The organism is Caproiciproducens sp. CPB-2, from assembly GCF_036287215.1.
Classification (GTDB): Bacteria; Bacillota; Clostridia; order Oscillospirales; family Acutalibacteraceae; genus Caproiciproducens.
In genome coordinates this window covers 874,462-897,354 of the sequence record NZ_CP142860.1, presented here as the reverse complement: position 1 = coordinate 897,354, position 22,893 = coordinate 874,462, and the positions used below count along the sequence as shown (strand labels likewise).

At 53.5% G+C, this 22,893-nt stretch carries 20 protein-coding genes and 1 tRNA gene; 1 reads left to right on the top strand and 20 read right to left on the bottom strand.

All coding sequences use genetic code 11. The features are described 5' to 3' along the window. Positions 1-10: 10 nt before the first annotated feature. The 6 genes from VXK30_RS04450 to VXK30_RS04425 all read right to left on the bottom strand — a co-directional run bounded on the left by VXK30_RS04450 (position 11) and on the right by VXK30_RS04425 (position 8,718). Positions 11-3,775 carry a phosphoribosylformylglycinamidine synthase gene (locus tag VXK30_RS04450; protein WP_275713033.1) on the bottom strand — a complete coding sequence of 1,255 codons (3,765 nt, stop codon included), beginning with the start codon at positions 3,773-3,775 and terminating at the stop codon, positions 11-13. A gap of 173 nt (positions 3,776-3,948) precedes the next feature. Continuing rightward, positions 3,949-5,175, bottom strand: a complete 1,227-nt coding sequence (locus VXK30_RS04445) for a DUF1015 domain-containing protein (protein WP_275713035.1) — start codon at positions 5,173-5,175, stop codon at positions 3,949-3,951. Positions 5,176-5,266: 91 nt separating this feature from the next. After that, positions 5,267-6,112 carry a metal ABC transporter permease gene (locus VXK30_RS04440; RefSeq protein WP_275713037.1) on the bottom strand — a complete coding sequence of 282 codons (846 nt, stop codon included), beginning with the start codon at positions 6,110-6,112 and terminating at the stop codon, positions 5,267-5,269. Next, on the bottom strand, positions 6,109-6,852 hold the full coding sequence (locus tag VXK30_RS04435; RefSeq protein WP_275713039.1) for a metal ABC transporter ATP-binding protein: 744 nt from the start codon (positions 6,850-6,852) through the stop codon (positions 6,109-6,111). The genes VXK30_RS04440 and VXK30_RS04435 overlap by 4 nt, the downstream gene beginning before the upstream one ends. Positions 6,853-6,864: 12 nt before the next feature. Further along, positions 6,865-7,746, bottom strand: a complete 882-nt coding sequence (locus VXK30_RS04430; RefSeq protein ID WP_275713041.1) for a metal ABC transporter substrate-binding protein — start codon at positions 7,744-7,746, stop codon at positions 6,865-6,867. 117 nt (positions 7,747-7,863) lie between these two features. Then, on the bottom strand, positions 7,864-8,718 hold the full coding sequence (locus tag VXK30_RS04425) for a patatin-like phospholipase family protein (RefSeq protein ID WP_275713042.1): 855 nt from the start codon (positions 8,716-8,718) through the stop codon (positions 7,864-7,866). Between the two features lie 149 nt (positions 8,719-8,867). Here VXK30_RS04425 and VXK30_RS04420 point away from each other — a divergent pair. Continuing rightward, a tRNA-Val gene (locus VXK30_RS04420) sits at positions 8,868-8,943 on the top strand. Positions 8,944-9,204: 261 nt separating this feature from the next. Here VXK30_RS04420 and VXK30_RS04415 read toward each other — a convergent pair. The 14 genes from VXK30_RS04415 to srlA all read right to left on the bottom strand — a co-directional run bounded on the left by VXK30_RS04415 (position 9,205) and on the right by srlA (position 22,861). Further along, positions 9,205-10,245, bottom strand: a complete 1,041-nt coding sequence (locus VXK30_RS04415; protein WP_275713043.1) for an ABC transporter substrate-binding protein — start codon at positions 10,243-10,245, stop codon at positions 9,205-9,207. 69 nt (positions 10,246-10,314) lie between these two features. Next, positions 10,315-11,106 (bottom strand): ABC transporter ATP-binding protein, encoded by a 792-nt coding sequence (locus VXK30_RS04410; protein WP_275713045.1) that lies wholly within the window; start codon positions 11,104-11,106, stop codon positions 10,315-10,317. A gap of 87 nt (positions 11,107-11,193) precedes the next feature. After that, the gene (locus VXK30_RS04405) at positions 11,194-11,961 is read right to left on the bottom strand and encodes an ABC transporter permease (protein ID WP_275713047.1); all 768 of its coding nucleotides are present in this window, start codon (positions 11,959-11,961) and stop codon (positions 11,194-11,196) included. 31 nt (positions 11,962-11,992) lie between these two features. Next, complete coding sequence (locus VXK30_RS04400; protein WP_275713048.1) at positions 11,993-12,874, bottom strand: ABC transporter permease; 882 nt, start codon at positions 12,872-12,874, stop codon at positions 11,993-11,995. A 62-nt stretch (positions 12,875-12,936) separates the two neighbouring features. Further along, a complete protein-coding gene (locus tag VXK30_RS04395) occupies positions 12,937-13,980 on the bottom strand; it encodes an ABC transporter substrate-binding protein (RefSeq protein ID WP_275713049.1) in 1,044 nt (347 codons plus the stop codon). Positions 13,981-14,014: 34 nt separating this feature from the next. Next, positions 14,015-14,503: a hypothetical protein gene (locus VXK30_RS04390; protein WP_275713051.1), complete on the bottom strand. Its 489-nt coding sequence runs from the start codon at positions 14,501-14,503 to the stop codon at positions 14,015-14,017. Between the two features lie 2 nt (positions 14,504-14,505). Further along, positions 14,506-15,771 carry a radical SAM protein gene (locus VXK30_RS04385; protein ID WP_275713053.1) on the bottom strand — a complete coding sequence of 422 codons (1,266 nt, stop codon included), beginning with the start codon at positions 15,769-15,771 and terminating at the stop codon, positions 14,506-14,508. Between the two features lie 57 nt (positions 15,772-15,828). Next, positions 15,829-16,656: a lactate utilization protein gene (locus tag VXK30_RS04380; RefSeq protein ID WP_275713055.1), complete on the bottom strand. Its 828-nt coding sequence runs from the start codon at positions 16,654-16,656 to the stop codon at positions 15,829-15,831. Positions 16,657-16,700: 44 nt separating this feature from the next. Further along, positions 16,701-17,846 carry an ABC transporter substrate-binding protein gene (locus VXK30_RS04375; RefSeq protein WP_275713057.1) on the bottom strand — a complete coding sequence of 382 codons (1,146 nt, stop codon included), beginning with the start codon at positions 17,844-17,846 and terminating at the stop codon, positions 16,701-16,703. Between the two features lie 561 nt (positions 17,847-18,407). After that, positions 18,408-20,039 (bottom strand): phosphoenolpyruvate--protein phosphotransferase, encoded by a 1,632-nt coding sequence (gene ptsP / locus VXK30_RS04370; RefSeq protein ID WP_275713059.1) that lies wholly within the window; start codon positions 20,037-20,039, stop codon positions 18,408-18,410. A 79-nt stretch (positions 20,040-20,118) separates the two neighbouring features. After that, positions 20,119-20,382, bottom strand: coding sequence for an HPr family phosphocarrier protein (locus tag VXK30_RS04365; protein ID WP_275713061.1), 264 nt, complete (start codon positions 20,380-20,382; stop codon positions 20,119-20,121). Positions 20,383-20,482: 100 nt separating this feature from the next. Beyond that, positions 20,483-21,133, bottom strand: coding sequence for an HAD family hydrolase (locus tag VXK30_RS04360; RefSeq protein WP_275713062.1), 651 nt, complete (start codon positions 21,131-21,133; stop codon positions 20,483-20,485). Positions 21,134-21,347: 214 nt separating this feature from the next. Then, positions 21,348-22,337 (bottom strand): PTS glucitol/sorbitol transporter subunit IIB, encoded by a 990-nt coding sequence (gene srlE / locus VXK30_RS04355; protein ID WP_275713063.1) that lies wholly within the window; start codon positions 22,335-22,337, stop codon positions 21,348-21,350. Then, the gene (srlA, locus tag VXK30_RS04350; RefSeq protein ID WP_275713065.1) at positions 22,334-22,861 is read right to left on the bottom strand and encodes a PTS glucitol/sorbitol transporter subunit IIC; all 528 of its coding nucleotides are present in this window, start codon (positions 22,859-22,861) and stop codon (positions 22,334-22,336) included. Before srlA ends, srlE begins: the two co-directional genes overlap by 4 nt. Positions 22,862-22,893 lie beyond the last annotated feature (32 nt).

The window sequence follows — 22,893 nt, the reverse complement described above, 5'->3', positions numbered from 1 at the left end:
TTCACCCGTATTACTTGAAGTATTTGACACCTGATTCAAAAATCATCTGGTCCTTCGCTCCGGGAACATTTGCGTACAGGTCTTTTCCTTTGCGCTCGGAATGGGCCATCTTGCCAAGAATGCGCCCGTCCGGGCTGGTGATGCCCTCCACCGCGCAGACCGAGCCGTTCGGGTTCCATTCGATACGGCCGCTGGGGGCTCCGTCCGGGGTCCCATACTGGGTCGCAATCTGGCCCCCGGCAATCAGACGGTCCATGACCGCGCCGCTTGCGACAAAACGCCCTTCCCCGTGCGAAACCGGCACCGCGAACACATCGCCCGCGTTTACGCCCGCGAACCACGGGGATTTGACGGAGGTCACGCGGGTATACACCATGCGGGAAACGTGGCGGCCAAGGGTGTTGAACGTCAGGGTAGGAGCGTCCTCGCTCGGCTTTGTAATCTCGCCGTACGGCACAAGGCCCAGCTTGATCAGCGCCTGGAACCCGTTGCAGATACCGAGCATCAGCCCGTCGCGGTTGTTCAGCAGGTCGCCCACCGCTTCGGCAATCTTCGGATTGCGGAAGGTGGTCGCGATAAACTTTCCGGAGCCGTCCGGCTCGTCGCCGCCGGAAAATCCGCCCGGCAGCATGATGATCTGAGACTGACGGATCGCCTTTTCCATCCGTTCAATTGTAGCTTCAATATCGGAAGAAGTCAAATTCCGCACAACCAGAATTTCCGGCTGCGCTCCCGCGCGCTCAAAAGCGCGGGCGGTGTCGTACTCGCAGTTGGTTCCCGGGAACACCGGGATAAAGACACGGGGCCTCGCGGCCCTGATCGCGGGCGCTTTTGCAAAGCGCTCCGTAAAGAGCGGAACCTCCTTCGTAAGCGGCTGCTCCGGCGCTTCGTTCGGGAAAATCTTTTCCAGCGTGCCGCACCATGCGGCAATGAGCACTTCGATCCGGAGCGTTTCGCTTCCCAGAACAATCCGCGGCTCTTCGCTGATTGTTCCCAGAACAACCGGATGGAATCTCCCGTCGACCCGGCAATCTTTTGCAAGCTCCACAATCAGCGCGCCGGAAGCGGGAGCAAACAGCGTCTTTTCATCGATCGCCCCTTCACGGAACACAAAGCCCAGCCGATTGCCGAAGCACATCTTCGCGACCGCCGCGGCTGCGCCGCCTTCCTTGACAACGGAAGCGGATACCACCGCGCCGCGATGAATCATATTGTAAATTTCCGCGTAGTATTCCTTCAGCTTTTCCCAATCCGGAAGCAGGGTTTCCGGATTTTCAGGAACCGGAAGCAGTACAACGGACGCGCCCGGATTTTGAAACGCGGCGGAAACGGTCCCGCTCGCCTTGGTCATGGCGACGGCAAAGCTGACCAGCGTGGGCGGAACGTCCAGCTGCTCAAAGCTGCCGCTCATGCTGTCCTTGCCGCCGATCGCGGGCAGCCCCATGCCGAGCTGCGCGCTCAGCGCGCCGAGCAGCGCGGCAGCCGGTTTGCCCCAGCGCTTCGGGTCGGTGTTCAGCCTTTCAAAATATTCCTGAAAGGTCAGCCGGGCTTTCAGCGGGTCCGCGCCGACGGCGGCGAGCTTCGACAAGCTCTCCGTGACCGCCCAGGCCGCGCCGTGGAACGGGCTGAACCGCGCGATGCCCGGAAGATACCCGTAGGACATCGCGGTGGCGTCGTCCGTTTCTCCGTGCATGACCGGGACTTTCGCCAGCATTGCCTCTTCCGGGGTCAGCTGATATTTTCCGGCAAACGGCATCAGGACAGTCGCCGCACCGATGCTCGCGTCGAACCGTTCGGCAAGGCCCTTCTGGCTGCAGACCTCAAGCCGGGAAAGGTTCTCTTCAAACGCTCCGGCAAACGGTTTGTTTTTCAGGCATTCCGGCACTAAGCTTCTGTAATACCGCGCCGGGTCCACCGCTTCAATGGTCACGCCGTTTTTCTGGGTCACGCCGTTGGTGTCCAAGAACGCGCGGCTGATGTCCACAATTGTGTCGCCGCGCCACGTCATGCGCAGACGCGGCTCCTTCGTCACAACGGCGACCACCTGCGCGTTAAGGTTTTCTTCGTTTGCTGCTGCAATAAACGCTTCCGCGTCCTGCGGGGCAAGCACGACCGCCATTCTCTCCTGCGATTCGGAAATGGCCAGTTCGGTTCCGTCAAGGCCCTCATATTTTTTAGGAACTTTATTTAAATCGATTTTAAGGCCGTCCGCAAGCTCGCCGATGGCGACGCAGACGCCGCCCGCGCCAAAGTCGTTGCAGCGTTTGATTTTCCGAGCGACCTCCGGATTGCGGAAAAGGCGCTGGATTTTGCGCTCGGTCGGCGGGTTTCCCTTCTGCACCTCCGCACCGCAGACCTCGATGGACTGTTCGGTGTGCGCCTTGCTGGAGCCGGTGGCGCCGCCGCAGCCGTCGCGCCCCGTGCTGCCGCCCAGCAGTACGATGATATCGCCCTCATCCGGCACGAAACGCACCACGTTCTCTTTCGGCGACGCACCGATGACCGCGCCGATTTCCATGCGCTTCGCGACATAACCGGCGTCGTACAGCTCGGTGACCTGACCGGTCGCAAGGCCGATCTGGTTGCCGTAGGAGCTGTAGCCCTGCGCCGCGCCCGTCGTAATTTTCCGGGTCGGCAGCTTGCCCGCCAGCGTGTCCTCAAAAGGGACTCGCGGGTCGCCGGAGCCGGTTACGCGCATCGCCTGATAGACATACGCCCTGCCGGAAAGCGGATCACGGATCGCGCCGCCGAGGCAGGTGGCCGCTCCGCCGAACGGCTCGATTTCGGTAGGATGGTTATGGGTCTCGTTTTTAAACTGCACCAGCCACTTTTCTTCTTTTCCGTCCACGGTGACCGGCACCTCAATGGAGCAGGCGTTGATTTCCTCGCTCAGGTCAAGGTCGGGGATCTGCCCCCGCTTGCGCAGAAGCTTCATGCCGATGACCGCCATATCCATCAGGGAGACGGGGCGGTCCGTTTCACCGTACACCTCGGAACGCGCCTCGTAATACGCTTTCAGCGCATCCTCAATCGCGCCGCTGACCGCCGACTGCTCAATTGTGATATTTTCCAGCCTTGTGGAAAAAGTGGTGTGGCGGCAGTGGTCGCTCCAGTAGGTATCGATGACGCGCAGCTCGGTCACGCTGGGGTCGCGGGTTTCCTTCCGGAAGTAATCGCGGCAGAACGCCAGGTCTTCAAAGCTCATGGCGAAGCCCATGGATTCATAATAGGCCTTCAGTTCGTTTTCATTCCAACTGATAAAGCCCGTCACGCGAGCGACGTCCGGCGGAACATCCGCTTTCACGTCGAGGGTTTCGGGCTTTGCTAACGAGGCAAGACGGCTTTCCACCGGGTTTACCAGATAGCTTTTGATTTGATTCAGTTCCTCTTCGCTTAAATTGCCTTTTACGGCAATCACGCGGGCGGTAGCCACCTGCGGGCGCTCCCCCTGCGTCAGAAGCTGGATACACTGCGCGGCGGAATCGGCGCGCTGGTCGTACTGCCCAGGAAGATATTCCATGGCGAACACGGTAAAATTCTCCGGGACCGGAACCGCTTCATCATAAACGTCATCCACATTGGGTTCGGAAAAAATAGTCCCCCTTGCGGCGGCAAATTCTTCTTTGGTAAGTCCGGACACGTCGTACCGGTTTATCAGCCTGAGTTCCTCAATGGAAGTCAGGCCCAGATTGTCTACAAGGTCGGTTTTGATGTGCTGTGCTTCAACATCGAAGCCGGGTTTCTTTTCCACAAATACTCTGATTACGCCAGACATATTTCCCCCGTTCCGCCGCCTGAAGGCAGCCGATTCAACATACTTTATCCTCAATAATATCACATTTGTTTTCCATTATAAAGAGGAGATGAAAACATTGACATTTTCCATAAAAAATCATGTTCTGAAAGCAAAAAAACCAGCGGGGGACCGCCCCGCCGGCACTTTCGGATTCACTTGATTCTGCGGCACTCCATATAGAAGCGTTTGTCGCAGGCATGCCCCATGGAAAAGGTTTTCCGCGGAAGGGCCCCGTCGACGGCGACCGTTTCAAACAGGCTGCTTTTCTCCATTTTGGGAAGAAAGAAAGCCATTGCATTGCTGTCCCCGGCACAGAGCTTTTCCGCTACCCCGACGCCGTGTATGTAGTCCATTTTTCCGCCCACGCGCGCGAGGCGCGCGTCCAGAAATTTCTGCAGCGTACCGACTTCCAAATTGGACGGCGGATTCTTTACCCAGATATCCTTTTTCCGTCCGTTCAGCAGGCAGGTGATCCGGTGCCCCTCGCAGGGCACGTCGGAAACGTCGTAGAAACGGTACAGCTCCCGCATCAGCTCCCCGGGATTTGTCTGGAACACCACCCGCTGGATTGGTTCAAACTGCAGGGAATCGTCGTACAGGTTCACGACCTCCACAAGCGCCCAGCGCGCGGGATGAACCGCCGCTTCCTGCGGGGACAGCGTCTTTTTCAGTTCCTCATAGCAGGCCTTTGCGGTCGCGAGGGAATGGTTGCCGTCACCCACGGCAAAAAGCAGGTTATCGCGGACCGGCAGACGGTCCAGCGCGTCTTCCAGCTTTTTGGCGGCCGCGGGATTCAGGCGGAAGCCTCGGATGCTCCCGCTTCTTTGCATCAGCTTTCCCTCGTACTCCGGGGCCAGCTCAGAAGGATCGATCTTCTCAATCACGCTGCGCTCAGGATCGTCGATCAGAATCATGATATGCGGCAGCTCCAGCGGCGCGCCGCGGCGGATTTTTACGCGGGGCGGAATCCGTTCCAGCACCGTTCCCTCCGTCGCGCGGATGGGCGTCTTGCTGCCCGCCTCGTACCGGTACTGCTCCAGGTCGAGCGCCATCATGACCCCGCGGCGGAGCTTTCCGTCCGCCAGAGTGCGCTCCACGTAAAGGTAGCTGTTCTTTATTTCACGAAAAACGCCGTCCGAAAGGTAACGTTCCATGGCGGCGTTGATTCCGGCGGCGTACTGCTCCGCGTCGGTCGTTTCCAGATAACATTCGGGGTAGACCATGTGGTAGGTGGAGGGAGTATCCCCCGCCGCCTTTTTCGCTTCCTGCCAGTACTCCGGCTGGGAAGTATATTGGTCACAGGCAACCACACACCAGTTTTCTGTCGGTACGTCCTTCGGCAGCAGGATATCCGCGGGTTTAAAATAAGGGTGCAACATTCAGAAATCTCCTGTTCTCTTACGAAATTCGGGACATCGCCCATTCAGTAATCAAATAGTAACACATTTCCGACAGTGTTCGCAACCTGTTTCAGCCTTTCTCCCGTGTCCGATTGAGAAAATAGCTGAAAAAGAAGATCGCCGCAGCAATCAGCACGATGGTGCCGCCCGCCGCCGTACCCGTATAGTAGGAGACGATCAGCCCGCTCACGCCGGAAAACAGCGAGATCAGGACGGCGATCAGGTGATAGGAACGCATCCCCTTCGCAAGATTGCGGGCCGAAGCCGCCGGAAGAACCAGCAGGGAATTGATAATCAGCACGCCCACCCATTTGATCGACACGGTTACAATGGCGGCCACAATGATCACAAACAGCTTTTCAACAAAGCGCGTATTGATGCCCTTGCTCGCGGCCAGATCGGCATTGATGCTGGTCAGCAGCAGTTGATTGAAGAACAGGGACCAGATCACGAGCACCGCCAGCAGGATAAATGCCAGCATGACGATTTCCCCGGGCTGCACCGTTAAAATATCGCCGATGAGATACCCGGAATATTTCGCGAAGCCGCCGGAAGCCGACAGCAGCACGATGCCGAGCGCCAGCCCGGTAGAGGAAAACACCCCGATAATGGTATCCGCGGAGGAGGTGCCGGAATTCATCACAGCCGAGATGCACAGCGCGAACAGGAGCGCGAAGCCCATCATGGAAATCAGATAATTGTCAATGCCCATCAGAACGCCGATGGCGATTCCGGTCAGCGCGGAGTGTCCCAGCGCATCCGAAAAAAAGGACATCTTGTTGTTTACGATCATCGTCCCGACCAGCCCGAACAGCGGGGTGATCAGCAAAACGGCGAGCAGCGCGTTTTTCATGTAGTGGAATTCCGTCCACTCAAACGGCAGAAGCAGATCGATCAAGGAATATATTGCGTTCATGATTTCACACCTCCGGTCAGCTTCAGGCCAAAGGCTTCCTGCACCTCGGGCGTTCTCATCACTTCCCGGACGCTGCCGCTGACCAGAACGGTGCGGTCCAGCAGCACGGCGCGCGTCGCGTATTTCTCCACATGGGAAAGGTCGTGGGACACCAGAATGATCGGCATCTGGTGTTCCGCGCGCATCGAGGTGACCAGGTCGTAAAAGACCTCTATCCCCCTGCGGTCCACCGCGGACACCGGTTCATCTAAAAGCAAAAGGTCCGGCTTCGGGTCCAGGGCAAACGTGAGCAGCACACGCTGCATTTCCCCGCCGGAAAGGCTGCCAATCCGTTTGTTTAAGAGCGCGGGGCTGCCCCCGACCGCGGCAAGCGTCTGCCGGACCCGGTTCAGCCTTTCTTTGTTATGACCCAGCCAGACCGGGAACCCGCTCATGTTGGCGCAGAGCATGTCGCCGACCGTAACGGGCATGGAGCGGTCAAATACCAGATTCTGCGGAACATAGCCGATGCGGGGGTTGGAAATCTTTTCTCCCTTAAAATTGTGGAACACAACGGTCCCCGTATAGGGAATACGCCCCAGCAGCGCTTTGAGCAGCGTGGTTTTGCCCGCGCCGTTGCGTCCGATCAGCGCCAGAATTTCTCCGTGATGCACATCGAAGGAGACGTCGTGAAGAATCACCCCGTCGTGCTTTCTCACCGTAAGGCTGCGTATCTGTATGCTGCATTTGCAAGTATCCATGTCATTCCCCTTTTATTTCAGCGCCTCTTCGAGTGTTTTCAGGTTGCTTTCCATCGCGTCAAGATAGGCGTTTTTGCTGTTTTCCCCGGCCACCGCCGGGTCAAGCGAATATACCTTCACGCCGCTTTCATTTGCTACAATATTGGCGGCGGACTTCGGATACTGCGGCTCCGCAAAAACGGCTTTTACGCCGCTGCCCCGTATCAGCCGGATGGTTTCCGCCAGCTCGCGCGCACTCGGCTGGCTGTCGGGCTCGCGGTTGACCACGCTCACGATGTTCAGGTCGAATTCTTCGGCAAAATACGGAAAAGCTTCATGGAAGGTAATGATATCCCTGTTCGCGATACGGCTCAGCTCGCTGTGCATTTTATCACGCAGTACGCTCAGCTCCGCCATGTAGTCCTGTGCATTCTTCCGGTAAGCTTCGGCATTCTGCGGGTCGGCCTGTGCCAGACCTTTTTCGATGTTGGAAACCTGCCGGATGCAGTTCGAAATGGAAACCCAGATGTGCGGGTTCTTCTCCCCGCTCTCATCCGTCAAAAGGGAAATTCCCTCGCTCGAATCGACCACCCGCAAATTGGGCAGCTGGGATGTCACTTTGGCCATAAAGCTTTCCATGCCCGCGCCGTTCATCACGAACACATCCGCCTGCTCTATATTTTTCATGTCCTTCGACTGCAGCTGATAATCGTGCAGGCAGCCCGCCTGCTGCCCCGCCATATTGTCCACCTGTACGCCGGGCACCCCGTCGGTGATGTTCAGGGCCATAATATATAAAGGATAAAAGGATGTCACCACCCGAAAACGGACATTCTGCGTTGTTCTTCCGGCACACCCGGCGGAAAAAAGCAGAATCGCAGCCGCCAAAATGACGGCGGCAGCTCGTTTCAGCATTTTGTACGGCCTCCTTAAATGCAAACTCATGAGCAATGTATAATAATGTATAATATAGACCGATCACCGGTTATCGTCAAGTGAAGGGACGGATAACATCCGTCCCTTCATCTTTATTTATGCGCGCGCCATCATAGCACGGATTTCCGGAAGTTTTCTTTCGCAGTCGCTCATTCCCATTTCGTAGATCCCTTTCAGCACCTCCGGGTTTTTCTCATACCGGCCCGTCACGATCGGCCTGCTGGGACGGACGATGACTGCTTTTTCCTCCGCCTCCTGTCTGCGGCAGACCTCAAGCTCATTGTTGTAAACCTCCGCGCGGACCTGCATGGTATTTACAAAATTCGGGTACTCCCCGTATTTTACACGAAGCACCGAACGCGGGAATTCCGGGCGCGGGCTTTTCCGGTAGGTGCTGTCACGGGTAAGTACGACCACATTCAGATTGTTTCCGTCAAAAATAGAGCGCTCGATCGGAATCGGAGTCGCGCAGCCGCCGTCCAGCAGTTCATGTCCCCGGTAGGAAACGGTGTTGGAAATGAAGGGCAGCGAACTGGAGGCTTTGACCGCGGTGAAATCCTCATCCAGATTCGCCTTGTCGAAAAAGACCGTCTGACCGGTTTTCAGGTCGGTAGCGCCGACCTTCAGGTCAACCGGAGAATTGAAAAAGGATTCATAATCGAACGGAAGAAGCGTATGGAAAAGTTCTCCGAAAATAAAGTCAAAACCAAACAAAGAACCGGTCCGGTTTAAATTTTCCACGCTGATATATCGCTTATCCCCGATATACTGATAAAAAATATCGTAATTCCTGTTCTTCTGCCTGGAAATATAGCTGAGCGCGTTGCAGGCGCCGGCCGAAATGCCGTAGACATTCGGGAACTCGATCCCATGGTTCAAGAAAACTTCCAGCACGCCGCTCGTATACGCCCCACGCATACCGCCGCCTTCCAGTACAAGGCCTATCGGCATAGCAAACACCTCACATCAAAAATATTATGTTCTATTATAGGCTAATCCCCGGTCGAAAACAAGCGAAGGAAATAAAAATGAGATTTTTTTGAAATTTTATATTGATTTTTAGAGCTATTTAAGGTATAATAATCGAGCACTCAAAAAATGGACGTTTAGCTCAGCTGGTAGAGCATTCGCTTGACGTGCGAAAGGTCATAGATTCGAGTTCTATAACGTCCACCATAAAAGGCAAGCAGTTTTTTCTGCTTGCCTTTTTTCATGCTCTTTTTTATAATATATCTTCCTTTGCGTTAACTTTCATGCCGTCTTCGATGCCCGCAGATATAAGCTGTCTACCCCCAGGCTTCAAGCCATTTCTTTTGAGAAATTCTGTGGGAATGGAAATGAAACCTTTCCGAATAGTAACGCGGGTCTCATTGTCAAGCGTCTCTTCAAAGACATAGAGCTGTTCTGATCCGCCATGGTAATTAAAGAAAAATTTTTTCAGCCGTCTACATTTGGAAGGGATATGTTCTTTCCAAGATCGGACAGCGCTGCACGAAGAAAGCTTTCGTCCACCCATTTTTCAATAGGAAAGTCTTTCGCTATGTAACCGCGATCATAAAGAAATTTCTTCTGGCCTTCCAGCGCCAGCAAACCTTCCTTGGAGAATCCGGGCGTCAGATGCTTGTAAAAATCGCGCGGCAGCGCCGTTACAATTTCACCGGGTGTCGCGTGAAGCTGCTTGGAAAAGAGAGCCAGAGTCCCGGAAAGGTTTGTTTTCGCCCATTCCGCGGCCAGAATTGTTTGTTTAAGGTACTCCACAACTACTTCCGGATTTTCGTCCGCCAGCTGTTTGCTGACCGTCAGGATATGCGGATATTCTCCGCAGACGGTAGAAATCGAACCGGGATGCGCGCCAAGCTCAAAAATTGTCTTGAATTTTCCTGTCAGCATCAGCCGTAGGGCACGTACACCGCTGCTGACGATCGCATCCACCTTTCCGGCCTCCAGGGCATCCGCCTCGGCTTTTCCGAAATGATTCGTTTTGTCCGACGTAATGTTGATCTCCGACTCGCTGGCCGGGATTTCCACAAATTCGACCTCGGCGGTGCCGACTCCTCTCGCCGCGAGCACGCTGCGGAAAAGATGCTCGGCGTCAGATTTAAAAAAATCGACGACCGGATATTCCGGACGCGTCGGCAGCGCCAATTTCTTATGGCGCAGTTCCTCCACATAATCGACAGGAGAATCCATGCGTGTCAGAATATAGGTTTTCTGCGCATGCATCGTAAGGCCAAGTAGGACGACCTCCGTCCCGTTCGACTTCGCCCAGATCGGCGGTACATTTCCGCCTTCCCGGAAGAGCGCGGGGTCCTGATAGGTAAAATGTGCCAACCACCTGTCACGAGGCAGGCTCTGCAGCAAAACAGGCCGGATTCCCAGCGGTCGAAATGCGTCATACAAGAAGCCTTCCCGATTTGCAGAAAGAAAACTGGCATTTCCGACCGGGCAGATGGTGTAGCGGAATTCTTTGATTGCCATTCTTAAACTCCTTTTGTTTTCTTATCGGGTCGTCAGCATGTTCCGTGCCCGTTTGCCGTATTGCGGCAGTTACAGGTAATATTCCAGCTCGTAGGTTTTTTCGCCGAACAATTGGGTGTAAATTTCTTTTTTGATATTGAAAAAATCTTCTGTGTTCCGGCTTCGCGGCCTTGGAAGGTCAACGTGGAATACCCGCTTAATTTCTCCAGGCCGGCTGGAGATCACCACGACCGTGTCCCCAAGGTAAATCGCTTCGTCAATGTCGTGCGTCACCAGCACCATTGTCTTTTTTTCCGCCTTCCAGATGCGCAGGATTTCATTCTGCATTCCCATCCTGGTAATGGCGTCCAGCGCACCGAAGGGTTCGTCCAGAAGCAGTACCTTCGGATCGGTCACCAGACTTCTTGCGATGCTGGCCCGCTGCTGCATACCGCCCGACAACTGAGAGGGGAACGCTTTTTCAAACTCCTTCAGACCGACCAGCTCAATATGGCGCTGCACAAGTTCTTTCCTTTCCTTCTTACTTACCGTTTTACGTGAAATTCCAAACCCGACATTCTTTTCAACGGTAAGCCAGGGAAACAGCCTGGACTCCTGAAAGATCAGACCGCAGTCCCCGGAGGAATCGGTGATTTCCTTTCCGTCCAGACAGACGCTGCCCTGCGTTGCGCTTTCCAGGCCCGCTATAATGCGCAGCAGCGTACTTTTTCCGCATCCGCTGGTTCCGACAATGCTGATGAACTGGCCATCCTCAAAGCTGATGTTGATGTCCCGCAGCACTTCAATCTGCTGCCCGTCAATCGTAAACTCCTTATGCAGATGATCCACTTGTATAAGAGGATCTTTGTTATTCTGTGACATAACGGTTTATCCTTTCGTTTAATGTAGCCGGAATTTTTCCGCGCTCAACTGAGGCGGCGGATTCCGGTGCGGCCGCCCTGTTCACGCTTACGGCTTTCGCTCCGCAAGGCGCCAGACCAGAAGGCGCCGCTCAAGCAGCGAGAGGACCTGATTTAACAGGAGACCCACGATTCCGATTGCGATGATTCCCATGATCACGATGTTCATGCGAAACGCTTCTCGCGCGTCGTTCATCATATTGCCTATCCCTCCGGAAGTGACGCCGAATATTTCGGCGACCACAACGAACATCCACGAATTGGAAAGGCTGATGCGGATTCCCGTAACAATGGACGGAAGTGCGGAGGGAAGGACAATCCGTCTGAAAATCTGAGAATCTTTTAAATTGAAGATCCGGCCTACCTCAACATAGTTCCGGCCGGCGCTGTGGATTCCCTGATAGGTATTCAATACGGCGGGGAAAAACGCGCCGACCGCGATCAGCATGATTTCCGACAAATCGCCGAACCCAAACCAGATGATAAAAAGCGGAATCCACCCCACAATGGGGACATTCCGCACGGCATGAAAAAACGGTGAAATGATCCGGTCCGCCCGCGCGGAGACCCCGGTCAAAGTGCCCAAAAAGAGCCCCGCAAGCGATCCGTAGAGAAAACCCTGCATCACGCGGCTGAAGCTCACCAGAAGATTTTCCAATAAAAAGCCGTTCTGAAGGGATTCCACGATCGTATCATAAACCTCGCCCGGAGAAGACACCAGGCTGCTGCCCGGCGATGCGTGGAACCAAGCCAGTATGATCAGGAGCGGCAGCGCCAGTCCCATCGCCGTTTTGCGGATGAATTCGCCATACTTCAAAGGATTGTTCCCCCTTTCATAATCCGATGCTTTATTCGGAGGAGCGATATGTGGTACGCCAGCGAAGGACATGCCGCTCGATCCGGTTTACGATCAGGCTCATCAGAAAGCCCATGATACCGATGACAAAAACCATCGCGTACACAACGTCGTACTCAAACATGGTGCGCGAATAATTCATCAGATACCCCACTCCCAGGCTGGCGGCCACCATCTCCGCGCCTACCACGGTCATCCACGAAAGGCTTAGCCCGGTTTTCAGACCGGTGAAAATCGAAGGCATCGCCTCTGGGATAATGACCTCAGTAAACCGACGGAAATAACTAACGCCGAAGATTCTGGACACCTCCAGATGCTCCGGTGAAACGCTCTTTACGCCGTCATAGGCATTGACCACCATCACATAAAACGTACTCAGGCCGATAAACACAATCTTGAATTCCCGGCCGATGCCAAAAAGCAGAATTAAGAAAGGAAGCCACCCGAAAAGAGGAATCTGACGTATCGCCTGAATGAGCGGATGAACAAGGCGGTCGACGGTCCGGAAAATCGCCATCAAGGCGCCGACCGCGATTCCCCCGAGGACCCCCCAAGTGAACCCCAGAAGGACGAGAGAAAGGCTGACCCTCAGATTCTCCCACAGAACTCCGCTTACGGTCAGTCTGACAAGGCACTGAAATACGCTTTCGGGCGGCACAAGCAGTTGGGGAGGAACCAGGGAAAAAATCGTCGCGACCTCCCATACCGCCAAAACCGCCGCCGGCAAAAGAAATCCCGACAGGATCCGTTTGATCCGCGATTCGGGCACGCCCGGCGTTCCCTTGTGCCGCACCGCCTTATGAATTTTTTCCGCGATATGCGCGAACGCCGGCGCAGGCGGGGAAGCCTGCCCGTTTCTCTGGTTGGTACTCATGTTTGATTCCTTTCCTTTCCTTATCTTTCCGCCGGATTTTCCGACGGCCCCCGGGCCCGGACTTACTCCAGCGCCTGCTTGAGAAACCGGTCGTCGACCCATTCCTCAAGGGAGAAGTCCTTTTCGATATATCCGTGCTTTAATAAGAATTCCTTCTGAATGTCAAGGGCGGCCAGTCTTTTGGGCGACAGGTTCGGCACGAAGTCGTATTCTTTTAATTTCCGCACGATGTTTTCAAGGCCGGACTCGCCGGTCACTTCAAAAAACGTTTCGGCGGCTTCACGGGTGTTATCCCTGATCCACTTTCCCGCTTTCACGGATGCCCGAAGCCATGCTATGGGGATCTCGGGATATTTTTCGGCAACCTCGGTGCTGACAGTCACCACCGTCGGCGTATTGGCAACCTGCAGCGTCCAGTCGGGATGATCGGCAATGCGATGGATGACCGTTACAAGACCTTTCTCCTCAAGCGGCTTCGATTGCCCCGGCCTTGCGTAGACCGCGTCCACACGTCCGTCCAGCAGGGACTGCCCGTCCCGCCAAGCCTGCGCCCTCAGCTTACCCCCGCCCCAAAGGGCAACGGGATTTTTGGCTGGCTCCAGCTTCTCCCACGAGGGGTCGCCGGCTTTTCCCCCGGATTCCGGCAGGTCGACGAGCGTCACCTCGTCCTCTCTCAGCCCGCCGAGCCGCAGGGCCAGGAGAACAGCGCGGTGCGCCGTTGCGCGCGCGAAGTCCACCCGGTCCGGCTTTTCACGCAGAGAAAGGCCGATCCGTTTTCCCTTCAAATCCGCGACCGTATGTATTCCGTCCCTTGCCCTCACGACAAGCTGTCCGCCGGACCGGCTGAACGAGGTGGTGGCGATCAGCTTGTTTACCGGGGAAAGGGATCTTGCCCAAAGCGGCGGAATGCACCCGCCGTCGCGGAAAAGGTTCGGATGGATCGACGTGAAATGCGCCAGCCACTCGCTTTTGGGCTGCTCGCGCAGAAAGCGGGGCGCGGCGCCTGCCTTCTCCAGTTCTTCCGCGAGCCAGCCCTTCTCAACGGCGATATGGGACGCGACGATCAGCGGGCAGATGGTGTAAAATACTTCTCTTTTTATGGTCATGGTTTCCCTCCATTCTCAGTACGGCAGGTCTTTTTCAAGCTTTGATACTCGATCGGTCAAGGTGACGGTCGAAATAGGGATGTTCTTTTTCCTGCCGCCTCCGCAGGACCGCCGGGGACGTTTCGCTTATCTCCAGAGGGAGAAGCTCCCAGACCGTTGAAATATCGGCGTCGTCCCCATACGCGTTTCGTTTGCGCGCGAGCATCTGTTCAAATATTTTTCCGACGATCAGGCAGCGGTGCACCCGCGCCTTTATTGCGAAGGAGGCTTCTCCGTATGAAACCGTCACGCATACGGTCCTGCCGAACCAGACGCTGTTCACGAGATTGACGTTGCTGACGGATTTTTCCAGATCCTCGCTCAGAATCAGCGATTTTCCGTCCAGGCTTGTCAGCGTAGTATTTACGCTGACATACGGGGAACCGTCGGGGTTTACCGTTCCGACCGCTTTTACGGCGGCCGGCTCCTGAAGCAGTTTCAAAAGTTTTTCCGGAATCCCGACCGGCTGGGAAAATGCGTGCACGGTCAGTCCCCCCTTTCCAAATCGCTGTCCGCGTGATTCCCGCAGTGCTTATAATCGTCATTGTCTGACGTCAGCCCATACGACTTGCGGATTTCATGAAGGCCGCGCACCAGCCTCACGTAATAGCCGAGAGGCGGGACCGGACGCTCGCCCAGGGACGCGTGTTTATGCGGATGCCAAACGGTGCTCAAAAAGACGACACCGTGCTTCGCGAAAAATTCACACGCCTGAAAATTGGATTCCAGCGCTTCCTCAACGGTCGGAAAGCCGTACGGCTGCACCATCTCCACGCCGGCGACCACCTGGGTATACACATTGCCCTTCCCGAAAATTTCCACCGCGTCGATCGTCCGGCGAATCCATTCCGCGTTTCCGGGCCAGCGGTTCTTTCCGGGACATATGTGTTTTGAAATCTCCTCGTCCCACACCTCGACGTTCGGGCAGTAGGAGGTGAGGCCGGTTTCCTGATAGATGCGCCTGAGCTGTTCCCTGCTATAGGCAGGCGCCATGATCTGGCTGGAAAAGCGTCCTTTGAAATTGCGCCCGATTGCCTGCAGAATACGGATATAGCGGTTCACTTCATTCTCGAACAGTACCTCCCCGCTATAGTCCATCCCGCCGGTCAGGTAAATCTCCGATATGCGTCCGGGCTCTTTCAAAACCTCGCGGACCGTTTCGTAAATATCCTCGGCATCCACCTCTTTGGAGGCGCGATCCTCCCGGGCGGCCTGCTTCGCCCGGATCAGGTCCGTGAAGAAGGCGCAGTACCGGCACTGGTCTCCCGTATCCCACAGATGGCAGTGCTTGTAGGTGTTGATGATCAGCCGCTGAGCGCGGGCGCTGGCGATGCTTTCCATCGGCACCCCCCGGCTTGTTTTCTTTCCGTAATATTTCGGCCGAGGCGTGAAGTCGATCGTGTCGACAAACTCATCCCCGTCATAAAGGGCAAAGGCGCCGTTCTCCCTTTCGATCCGATAGGGCTCCCGGTAGTCCTCGTCAAAAGACACGGATGCGGTGGTTGCATCGCGCAAAAGGATGGAACCGGGAATCTCCCTGTCCGTTCCTTTCGTGCTTCCATGAGAATAGAAAATCCTCATGGGTCCAAAACGATATTCATCGTTTTGGACCGCGTCGAGCGCCTTTTCCGTTAAATATGCGCCGCGCCGCAGCAGGTCGAGTTTCAAGATAATATGGAACGGCACGTCAGGGTAATCGGCAACCGCTTTTTCAAACGCCGATCTCGCTGATTCCGTCGTTTGGATGCTCATTTCTCCGCTTCCTTCATTCAATGTGATATGGGGGTGCCGCCTTATTAGTTCGGCCGGTCAGCCGCCCGCTTTTTCCCCGGAATCGGCCTGTGCGGGAACCTTCAGTCCGGACGGCTCCTGTCTTTGCGGCGGGATCCACACCAGCTTTTTGTACTCTTCGATGATGCTTTCGATCCGCTCTTTCGGCCAGGAGTCATCCCATCCCAAACCGAGGTCCTGATTGACGAACACGACGTTGATATTGGTGCCTTTGGGCTTATGCTCGATCACCGTGAATACGTTGCAGGTGCGGTCCTCGCCCCTGCAGTCCACGCAGCGCCCGGTCTTGACGCACCCGGTCTTAAAGGGCCGGCCGCCAAGGTCCGTGCTGCGTATTTTCACGTGCTGCGGGGAAATCTGATACCGGATCCGGTTGAAGGCTTCGTCCAGATCCTTTGTGATCTTGTTGCGGCCGACGATCAGAACCGAATTCTCGTGCCCGTAAAACATGCCGGCCACGCGGTTTCCGAGAGCGTCCACATTGACAAGCCTCCCGTCGCGCGTTACGGCGTTGGTTCCCGTCAGAAAATACCTGCACTCCGAACTGTAGGACAAGGCGCTGAGGCGTCTGGTTTCCGCAAAGGTCTTTCCCCTTGCGTGTCCCGTGTAAACCGTCGTTCCCTGCGCTTCCAGCGCCGCGTAGATGCCAAGCTGCGCCACCGAGGTCGAATCGCCGGTCCCCACTTTCTCGCCGGAGGGAATCAATTCGGTTACGATTGCCCGGGCCGCTTCCGCGTCCGGTGCGTAATAGACATTGAAATGGCGGTTCTTAAACGCTTTCAGAACGGCGACGATGTCTTCGTCTTCAATGGAAGAGTAGTCAATATCCAGTAATTTTGTGCTCATATTTTAGCTCCTTAATCTTCGTTTTGAGGAAAGAATCATCCATGTCAATATTTTTTCCAGTTGTCCTGCAGCTTCGTCTCCTCCAAAACTTTTTTCAAAGGCTCTTCGACGATGAGATCCTTCGCGTCGAAGGCATTTTTAATCAGGCCCAGATCCTTCATAAGGCTGATGGTGCCCGAGTAATAATTCACAACCGAATCGTCAATTAAGGGCGAATAGATGTAGCTCGGATCCGTTCCCTTCGCGCCTTCGCGAAGGCCATCCACGGACTGGCCAGTGTGGGAGGCGATCACGTAGTAGTCCTCCTGATTTTCTTCTTTTGAAATCCACTGCGCCGCCTTCAGATACGCTTTCAGGAAACGCTCCGTGATGTCGGGATACTTTTCAAGGAAGCTGTCGGCAACGAACACGCTGGTCTGCGGCTTTTCATCCGCCTTGAATTCCGGATCGTCGGCGGTGGTGTACAGAATCTTGACTTGCCCTTTGTCCCTGGGTGGGAACAACTGCCCCGGTCCCCCGTAGACGGCGGCGTCGATATTCCCGCTCACCAGGGCTGCGACACCGTCCGCAGGCGCAAGATTGAAGAATTCAAAATCCTTGATCGTCAGATTGCGTTTTGCCAGAATTCTGGCCAGAGTCACCTGAAAAGTGGTTCCGTTTGTGGTGGCGAGCTTCTTTCCGGCAAGATCTTCAATCTTTGTGGCCGTCGATTTGGCGGGCACACCGAGATAGGACTCTCCGCCCCTCGACTGGGAAGCGATCAGCTTGATATTCAGCCCGTTCGACTTGCCGACAATGGCCCCCAGGTCGCTTGTGGCGGCAAAGTCGATGGTGTTGCTGGCAAACGCCTCATTCACCGCGGGGCTGACGCCTTTAAAGAAGTTCCATTCAATTTTGATGCCGTCTTTTTCAAATTCCTCTTCCAGCAGATGATGCTCGTAGAGCACGCCGAAAGTCATCAGCGAGGCCTTGTTGCTGTTGCCCGCGGTAAAAGCCGTTCCCACCCGGATCACATCCGGCTTCTCCGAGGAGGCCGCAGTGGATTCCACGGCCGAACCCGTTTTGCTTGCGGGCGCGCCTCCGGAGGAAACCGACGGATTATTGCCGCAGCCGCTAAAGGCGATTGACAGCATCAGCGAAGCGGTCAGCAGCCCGGATGCGAATTTTATTGTCTTTTTTTCTCTGTTCATACTCCCTGTCTCCTTTTAACACACACATTTAAAATTGATTTATATAGAGACCATGTTTCACCGGCAACGTCCGAACCGATACAAAAACATCTTTGTCCGCCCCGCGCCCAGAAAAACATCGTCGTTTCTCCGCCTTTTCTGCCGTGAAGCCTGTCGGCAGATCGCTAATTTTTTATTAAACATATATGTTTATTTAAGTATATTATACAAATTCGGCTGACAATCACAAGTTAAAATCTTTAGCTCTTAAAGGGAAAATTTTTTGTATTCTGAGACTTCACCTGTTTCTTCATCCGTACTGATGCAGCTTTGCATACCATTGAGTGATAAGAATCACATTTTCTATATCTCTACTGGATACTAAAAGGCCACCGGATTTTTAGTATCCGATGGCCAAAATCTTAGAATAACCTTTGCTGTTCACCTTGCGGTTCTTGCTTAACTTTTTGTTTATGCACTTTTCTGAAAGGGAACTGGACAACGCCGTAATTTATCTAACTTTTTGGGTCATTTCATTGCCAGTTCCGCAGGCGTTTTATAAAAGTGCCGCCATTTAAACATTTAACGATCAACGCGGGTTTCCATGACTTTTTTCCGCAGCGGTAACACACAGGGCGCCGATACGGAAAGATCGTCAATTTCCATCCTTAAAAAAGTCTCCGTCAGGGAAAGGTCCGCCCCGAGTTCACCGCAGATCCCTACAAAAATGCCGTTTTTGTGTGCATTTTCAGCCGTGATCCGGATAAGGGTCAACACCGCTTTATGATGTGCATCGTAGAAATGCTCCAGACCTGGATTCTGCCTGTCGATCGCCAGTGTGTATTGAGTCAGATCATTGGTACCGATACTGAAGAAATCCACTTCCTTCGCAAGCTCATCACTAATAAGAGCGGCCGCCGGAGTTTCGACCATGATGCCCAGTTTTGTTCCCGGATTGTAGGCTGCCCCTTCCCCGGAAAGCTCCAGCTGAACAGCCTGCGCAATTTGCTTTATAGCCCTGACCTCTCCCACGGAAATGATCATGGGAAACATGATCGCGATGTTTCCAAACGCAGTAGCCCGGTACAATGCTCTTAACTGTGTTTTAAAAACATCCTGCCTGGTTAAGCAAATGCGTATGGCACGGCAGCCCATAGCGGGGTTTTCTTCCTTTGGCATTTCAAAATAGTCTGCCTGCTTGTCCGCGCCGATATCCAGTGTACGGATAATGACCTGCTTTCCCTTCATTTTTTCCGCCACCGACCGATAAGCCTGAAACTGTTCTTCCTCGGTCGGATACGTTTCTCTGCCAAGATAGAGAAACTCGCTGCGGAACAGTCCAATGCCTTCCGCGTCATTGTTCAGGACCGCCTCCACGTCTTGCGGCCCACCGATATTTGCAAAAATCTTGATTTTCCTTCCATCTATCGTAACGCTGTTTTTCCCTTTCAGGCAATGCAGCTGTTCCTGTTCCGCCTCTTTCGCTTCTTTCCTTTCAGAAAATAATTTCAGCGTCGCAGTGTCCGGCTCAATATAAATCCTTCCGGAAGCGCCATCCACAATTGCGTTCTTCCCGTTATATCTCAGGCCCAATTGCTCTCCGACAGCGACCACGGCGGGAATATTCATGCTCCTCGCAAGAATCGCAGTGTGAGAATTAACAGAACCGTTTATGGTAATGAAAGCAAGTATTTTTGATTTATCCATCTGCACTGTCTCGCTTGGCGTGAGGTCGTCTGCGACGATAATAACGGGTTCATCCGATGTAAAAGCATCCGATTCGGCATTGGCAAGGATTTCAATCAGCTTTTGAGATATATCCTTGATATCGGCAGCACGTTCTTTCAGATATGGATCGTCAATAGCAGAAATTGTCTGAACGTATGTATCGCATGCCTTTTTCACGGCATATTCCGCATTGACCCGCTCCGATTGGATCGTATCCGTTATGGCATCGCAAAAATCGATATCCTCCAGAATCATCTGATGGATTTCAAATATCTTGGCGCTTTTCTCTCCCGCCTCATGAAGCGCCTTCTCATACAGCTTCTTCAGTCCCGCTGCTTCCTGCTGTTTTGCGTCCCGGTAACGACGAAGTTCCTCCTCTGTATTTTCAGCATGACGTTTAACTGCTTCCCTTCCCTTTCGCTGATAGAACACAATTTTTCCGATTGCGATCCCATCCAATACACCTTTTCCATTTAGGACTGTCATCCTGTTTCCTCCTTAGAATTGATATATGAAAACAAATGGGCAGGGCTGTATAAACCCTGCCCGTTGTATGAAAGCTCTGTTATTCTCCCAGACCTGATTGAATCGCATCGACCAGTTCACGCAATGCTTTCTGCTCATCTGTTCCATTGCAGATCAGTTCGACTTCCGTGCCGCACTTTACTCCTGCGGCAATCACGCCCATGATTGATTTTATGTTGAATGTTTTTTCATTTGACTGCATTTTTATATCGCTTTGATACTGCTGCGCCAGTTTCGCCAGCGTACCGGCCGGCCGGGCATGCAGTCCGTATTTTAATTGAATTCTTACTTTTTGACTTACCATATTGATTCCTCTCATTATTTAAATAAACAGCCCATACAGGTCTCTCTTTACGTCAACCGTATGAGACAGACATTATGAACTCTGTACTTTCCTCATCCCATTACTTTAAATCATTTAAAAACTCTTTCAATGAATCTAAATAGCGATCCGCAAGTAACTGAAGCATTTGCTTTTCGTCCTTAGCCGTTTCATCATAGACTGCATATACTGTGAACCCGTCTGCCTTTGCAGTACGGCTTGCCTGAATATTATCCTCTACAACAATGGTATTATCGCGTGTCGTATGAAGAATTTTAAGTCCCTCCCGCCAAATATTGGGATGCATCTTATTATATCCGACTTCTTGGCAGGTTAATATGCCGGCGAACATCTCATAGATTCCCAATCGTATAAGCGGCTTTTCTATTAATACACGGTCCGTAGCAGTGGCTGCGCAAAATCTGATGCCCATATCAGTGAGCCGCTGCAGCACTTCCAGCACTCCGGGCTTTAGGCGGATACTGTTTTCATAGCGATAGGTCATTTCCTGATCAAATTCATTCTTAATGTCCTCCGCCGAATCCGCAAGATTGAATCTCATGCGAAGATATTCCGCGGATTCCATAGAACCCATTTTAACCAAGGTACGTTCCAGTCCCGGCGGAAAATCGATTTTCTTCCTTTTCAGATATTCCACGCGTAAATTATTCCAATAACCCATCGAATCAAGAAGTGTTCCGTCCAGATCAAATATTACGCCTTTTATTTTCATACCATACTACCTCTTGAAACATATTCTGTTTTGCAGAGTTGTGTGCTTTTATGTACGCAAGTTTACACGTCCGTGTATTTTTCGAAACAGCTTTCCATTGACTTCTTAGGCGTGCCACCAGGAAACGCCTTCCAGCATTTTTTCCTGGTGGCATTGACGGGCATACCTGTCTTCTCAAAGTCTTTATTTTATACTTTACTTACAGATCCTTTGTCTAATAAAGTCCGAAGCTCAGAAGGAACGCCACCAGTACCGCTATGGGACCCGTGATGAGCCGGGAGAAAAGCATCGCCGGGACACCGGTTTCCACTGTCTCCGGCTCAGCCTCTGCCAATGTCAACGCGACCGGCAGGAAATCGCAGCCGACCTGAGAATTGATTGCGAACAGCGCGGGCAGAGCGTAGGACGGCGGAATCGTGCCCTTTCCGATCTGAACACCCAGCAATACTCCGATGACCTGCGCGATGACCGCACCCGGTCCCAATACGGGGGACAAAAACGGGATCGCACAAAAAACGGACAGCCCCAACAGTCCCGGCAAACTTCCGGCCAGCGGCTTAATAGCGTTAGCAAGCACATTGCCAACACCTGTGTAGTTGATGATGCCGACCATGATGCTGACAAATACCATAAATGGCAGGATGCTCTTCAATACGATTTCAACGGAATCACGGCCGGCCTGATAGAAGATGTTCACAACGCTTCCGATTGCTCGTCCGGAATTTGTAATAAATCCGACCATCCCTTTTGAAGAGGCTGCGGGCGCCTCCGCCGCCGCTGCTTTTGTCTCTGGAGCAGCTTTGGGAGCTGCCTTTGCAACGGTATCGGTTTCCCCGCTTTCCACGAGGCTGATGTTATCCTCGACGACCCCCGATACAAAATTGCCTTCGTTGATGTAGCGGCTCAGCGGGCCCGACGGTGAGATCGGATGGGTGTCGATCGTTTTGACCCCGAGCTTTGGGTATACGCCGCACCGCAGTGTTCCGCCGCAGTCTACGATAGCAATAATCATGGTATCAGGCTCGACCTTTTCTTTAAAACCGTCTACGGCCGGAACATGCAGCATATCCGCGATTTTCTGCGCCAGCGGATGAATACCGCCGCCTGTAATCGACGCCACGACTTTGCGGGTCTCGGTCTCCTGCACGGTAAACGGGCCGCCCCAGCCCCCGGGTCCTCTCGTTACTTTTACTGTCGTCTTCATTTCGCCGCCCCTTTTCTCTTCATCATCAGAGTCGTAATAAGCTCAGTCACGTTGCCGCGGATAAATATGACGATAATACCCACAATAAAATACCGTACCGCCAGCGGCATAGCCGATTGCCCCAGCGTTGTAATCCCTGCGGAGATGCCCGCCCATACAAACAGTTCCCCTGGGTTAGCGTGCGGAAAAATTCCGAGTATTGGATGCGCAAACGAGAAACACGCGTCAATAAAGGCCGGCTTCTCTTTCTCCTCGACAAACCGCCCCATTGTATAGCACATCGGATTTGTCAGGAAAAACAGCGACATGATTGGTAAAAGCGTATAGCGCAGCAAGCGGAACCGCGTCAGTTTTTTCGCAAAATTATTGACGCGTTTCTCTCCAATCAGCTTAATTAACGCGTTGATCGTCGTCAGAAGCACCAGCAACGTGGGCAGGATCCCCGTGATTAGCCCCGTCAGGTTTTCGCCTCCGGCCTGGAACACACCGGTAAATACTTCTGCAAATTTTACTAAGAAATCCATAAAATGCCCTCCTAAATCCTATCAATTCGATT

Bases quoted from the DNA above. Each gene is read 5' to 3' on its own strand.
- VXK30_RS04430 (WP_275713041.1), bottom strand. From the start codon at position 7,746: ATGCTGAAACGAGCTGCCGCCGTCATTTTGGCGGCTGCGATTCTGCTT.
- VXK30_RS04395 (WP_275713049.1), bottom strand. From the start codon at position 13,980: ATGACCATAAAAAGAGAAGTATTTTACACCATCTGCCCGCTGATCGTC.
- VXK30_RS04435 (WP_275713039.1), bottom strand. From the start codon at position 6,852: ATGGATACTTGCAAATGCAGCATACAGATACGCAGCCTTACGGTGAGA.
- VXK30_RS04400 (WP_275713048.1), bottom strand. From the start codon at position 12,874: ATGAGTACCAACCAGAGAAACGGGCAGGCTTCCCCGCCTGCGCCGGCG.
- ptsP (WP_275713059.1), bottom strand. From the start codon at position 20,039: ATGACAGTCCTAAATGGAAAAGGTGTATTGGATGGGATCGCAATCGGA.
- srlA (WP_275713065.1), bottom strand. From the start codon at position 22,861: ATGGATTTCTTAGTAAAATTTGCAGAAGTATTTACCGGTGTGTTCCAG.
- VXK30_RS04380 (WP_275713055.1), bottom strand. From the start codon at position 16,656: ATGAGCACAAAATTACTGGATATTGACTACTCTTCCATTGAAGACGAA.
- VXK30_RS04450 (WP_275713033.1), bottom strand. From the start codon at position 3,775: ATGTCTGGCGTAATCAGAGTATTTGTGGAAAAGAAACCCGGCTTCGAT.
- VXK30_RS04375 (WP_275713057.1), bottom strand. From the start codon at position 17,846: ATGAACAGAGAAAAAAAGACAATAAAATTCGCATCCGGGCTGCTGACC.
- VXK30_RS04385 (WP_275713053.1), bottom strand. From the start codon at position 15,771: ATGAGCATCCAAACGACGGAATCAGCGAGATCGGCGTTTGAAAAAGCG.
- VXK30_RS04410 (WP_275713045.1), bottom strand. From the start codon at position 11,106: ATGTCACAGAATAACAAAGATCCTCTTATACAAGTGGATCATCTGCAT.
- VXK30_RS04440 (WP_275713037.1), bottom strand. From the start codon at position 6,112: ATGAACGCAATATATTCCTTGATCGATCTGCTTCTGCCGTTTGAGTGG.
- VXK30_RS04360 (WP_275713062.1), bottom strand. From the start codon at position 21,133: ATGAAAATAAAAGGCGTAATATTTGATCTGGACGGAACACTTCTTGAT.
- VXK30_RS04445 (WP_275713035.1), bottom strand. From the start codon at position 5,175: ATGTTGCACCCTTATTTTAAACCCGCGGATATCCTGCTGCCGAAGGAC.
- VXK30_RS04415 (WP_275713043.1), bottom strand. From the start codon at position 10,245: ATGGCAATCAAAGAATTCCGCTACACCATCTGCCCGGTCGGAAATGCC.
- VXK30_RS04425 (WP_275713042.1), bottom strand. From the start codon at position 8,718: ATGCCGATAGGCCTTGTACTGGAAGGCGGCGGTATGCGTGGGGCGTAT.
- VXK30_RS04365 (WP_275713061.1), bottom strand. From the start codon at position 20,382: ATGGTAAGTCAAAAAGTAAGAATTCAATTAAAATACGGACTGCATGCC.
- srlE (WP_275713063.1), bottom strand. From the start codon at position 22,337: ATGAAGACGACAGTAAAAGTAACGAGAGGACCCGGGGGCTGGGGCGGC.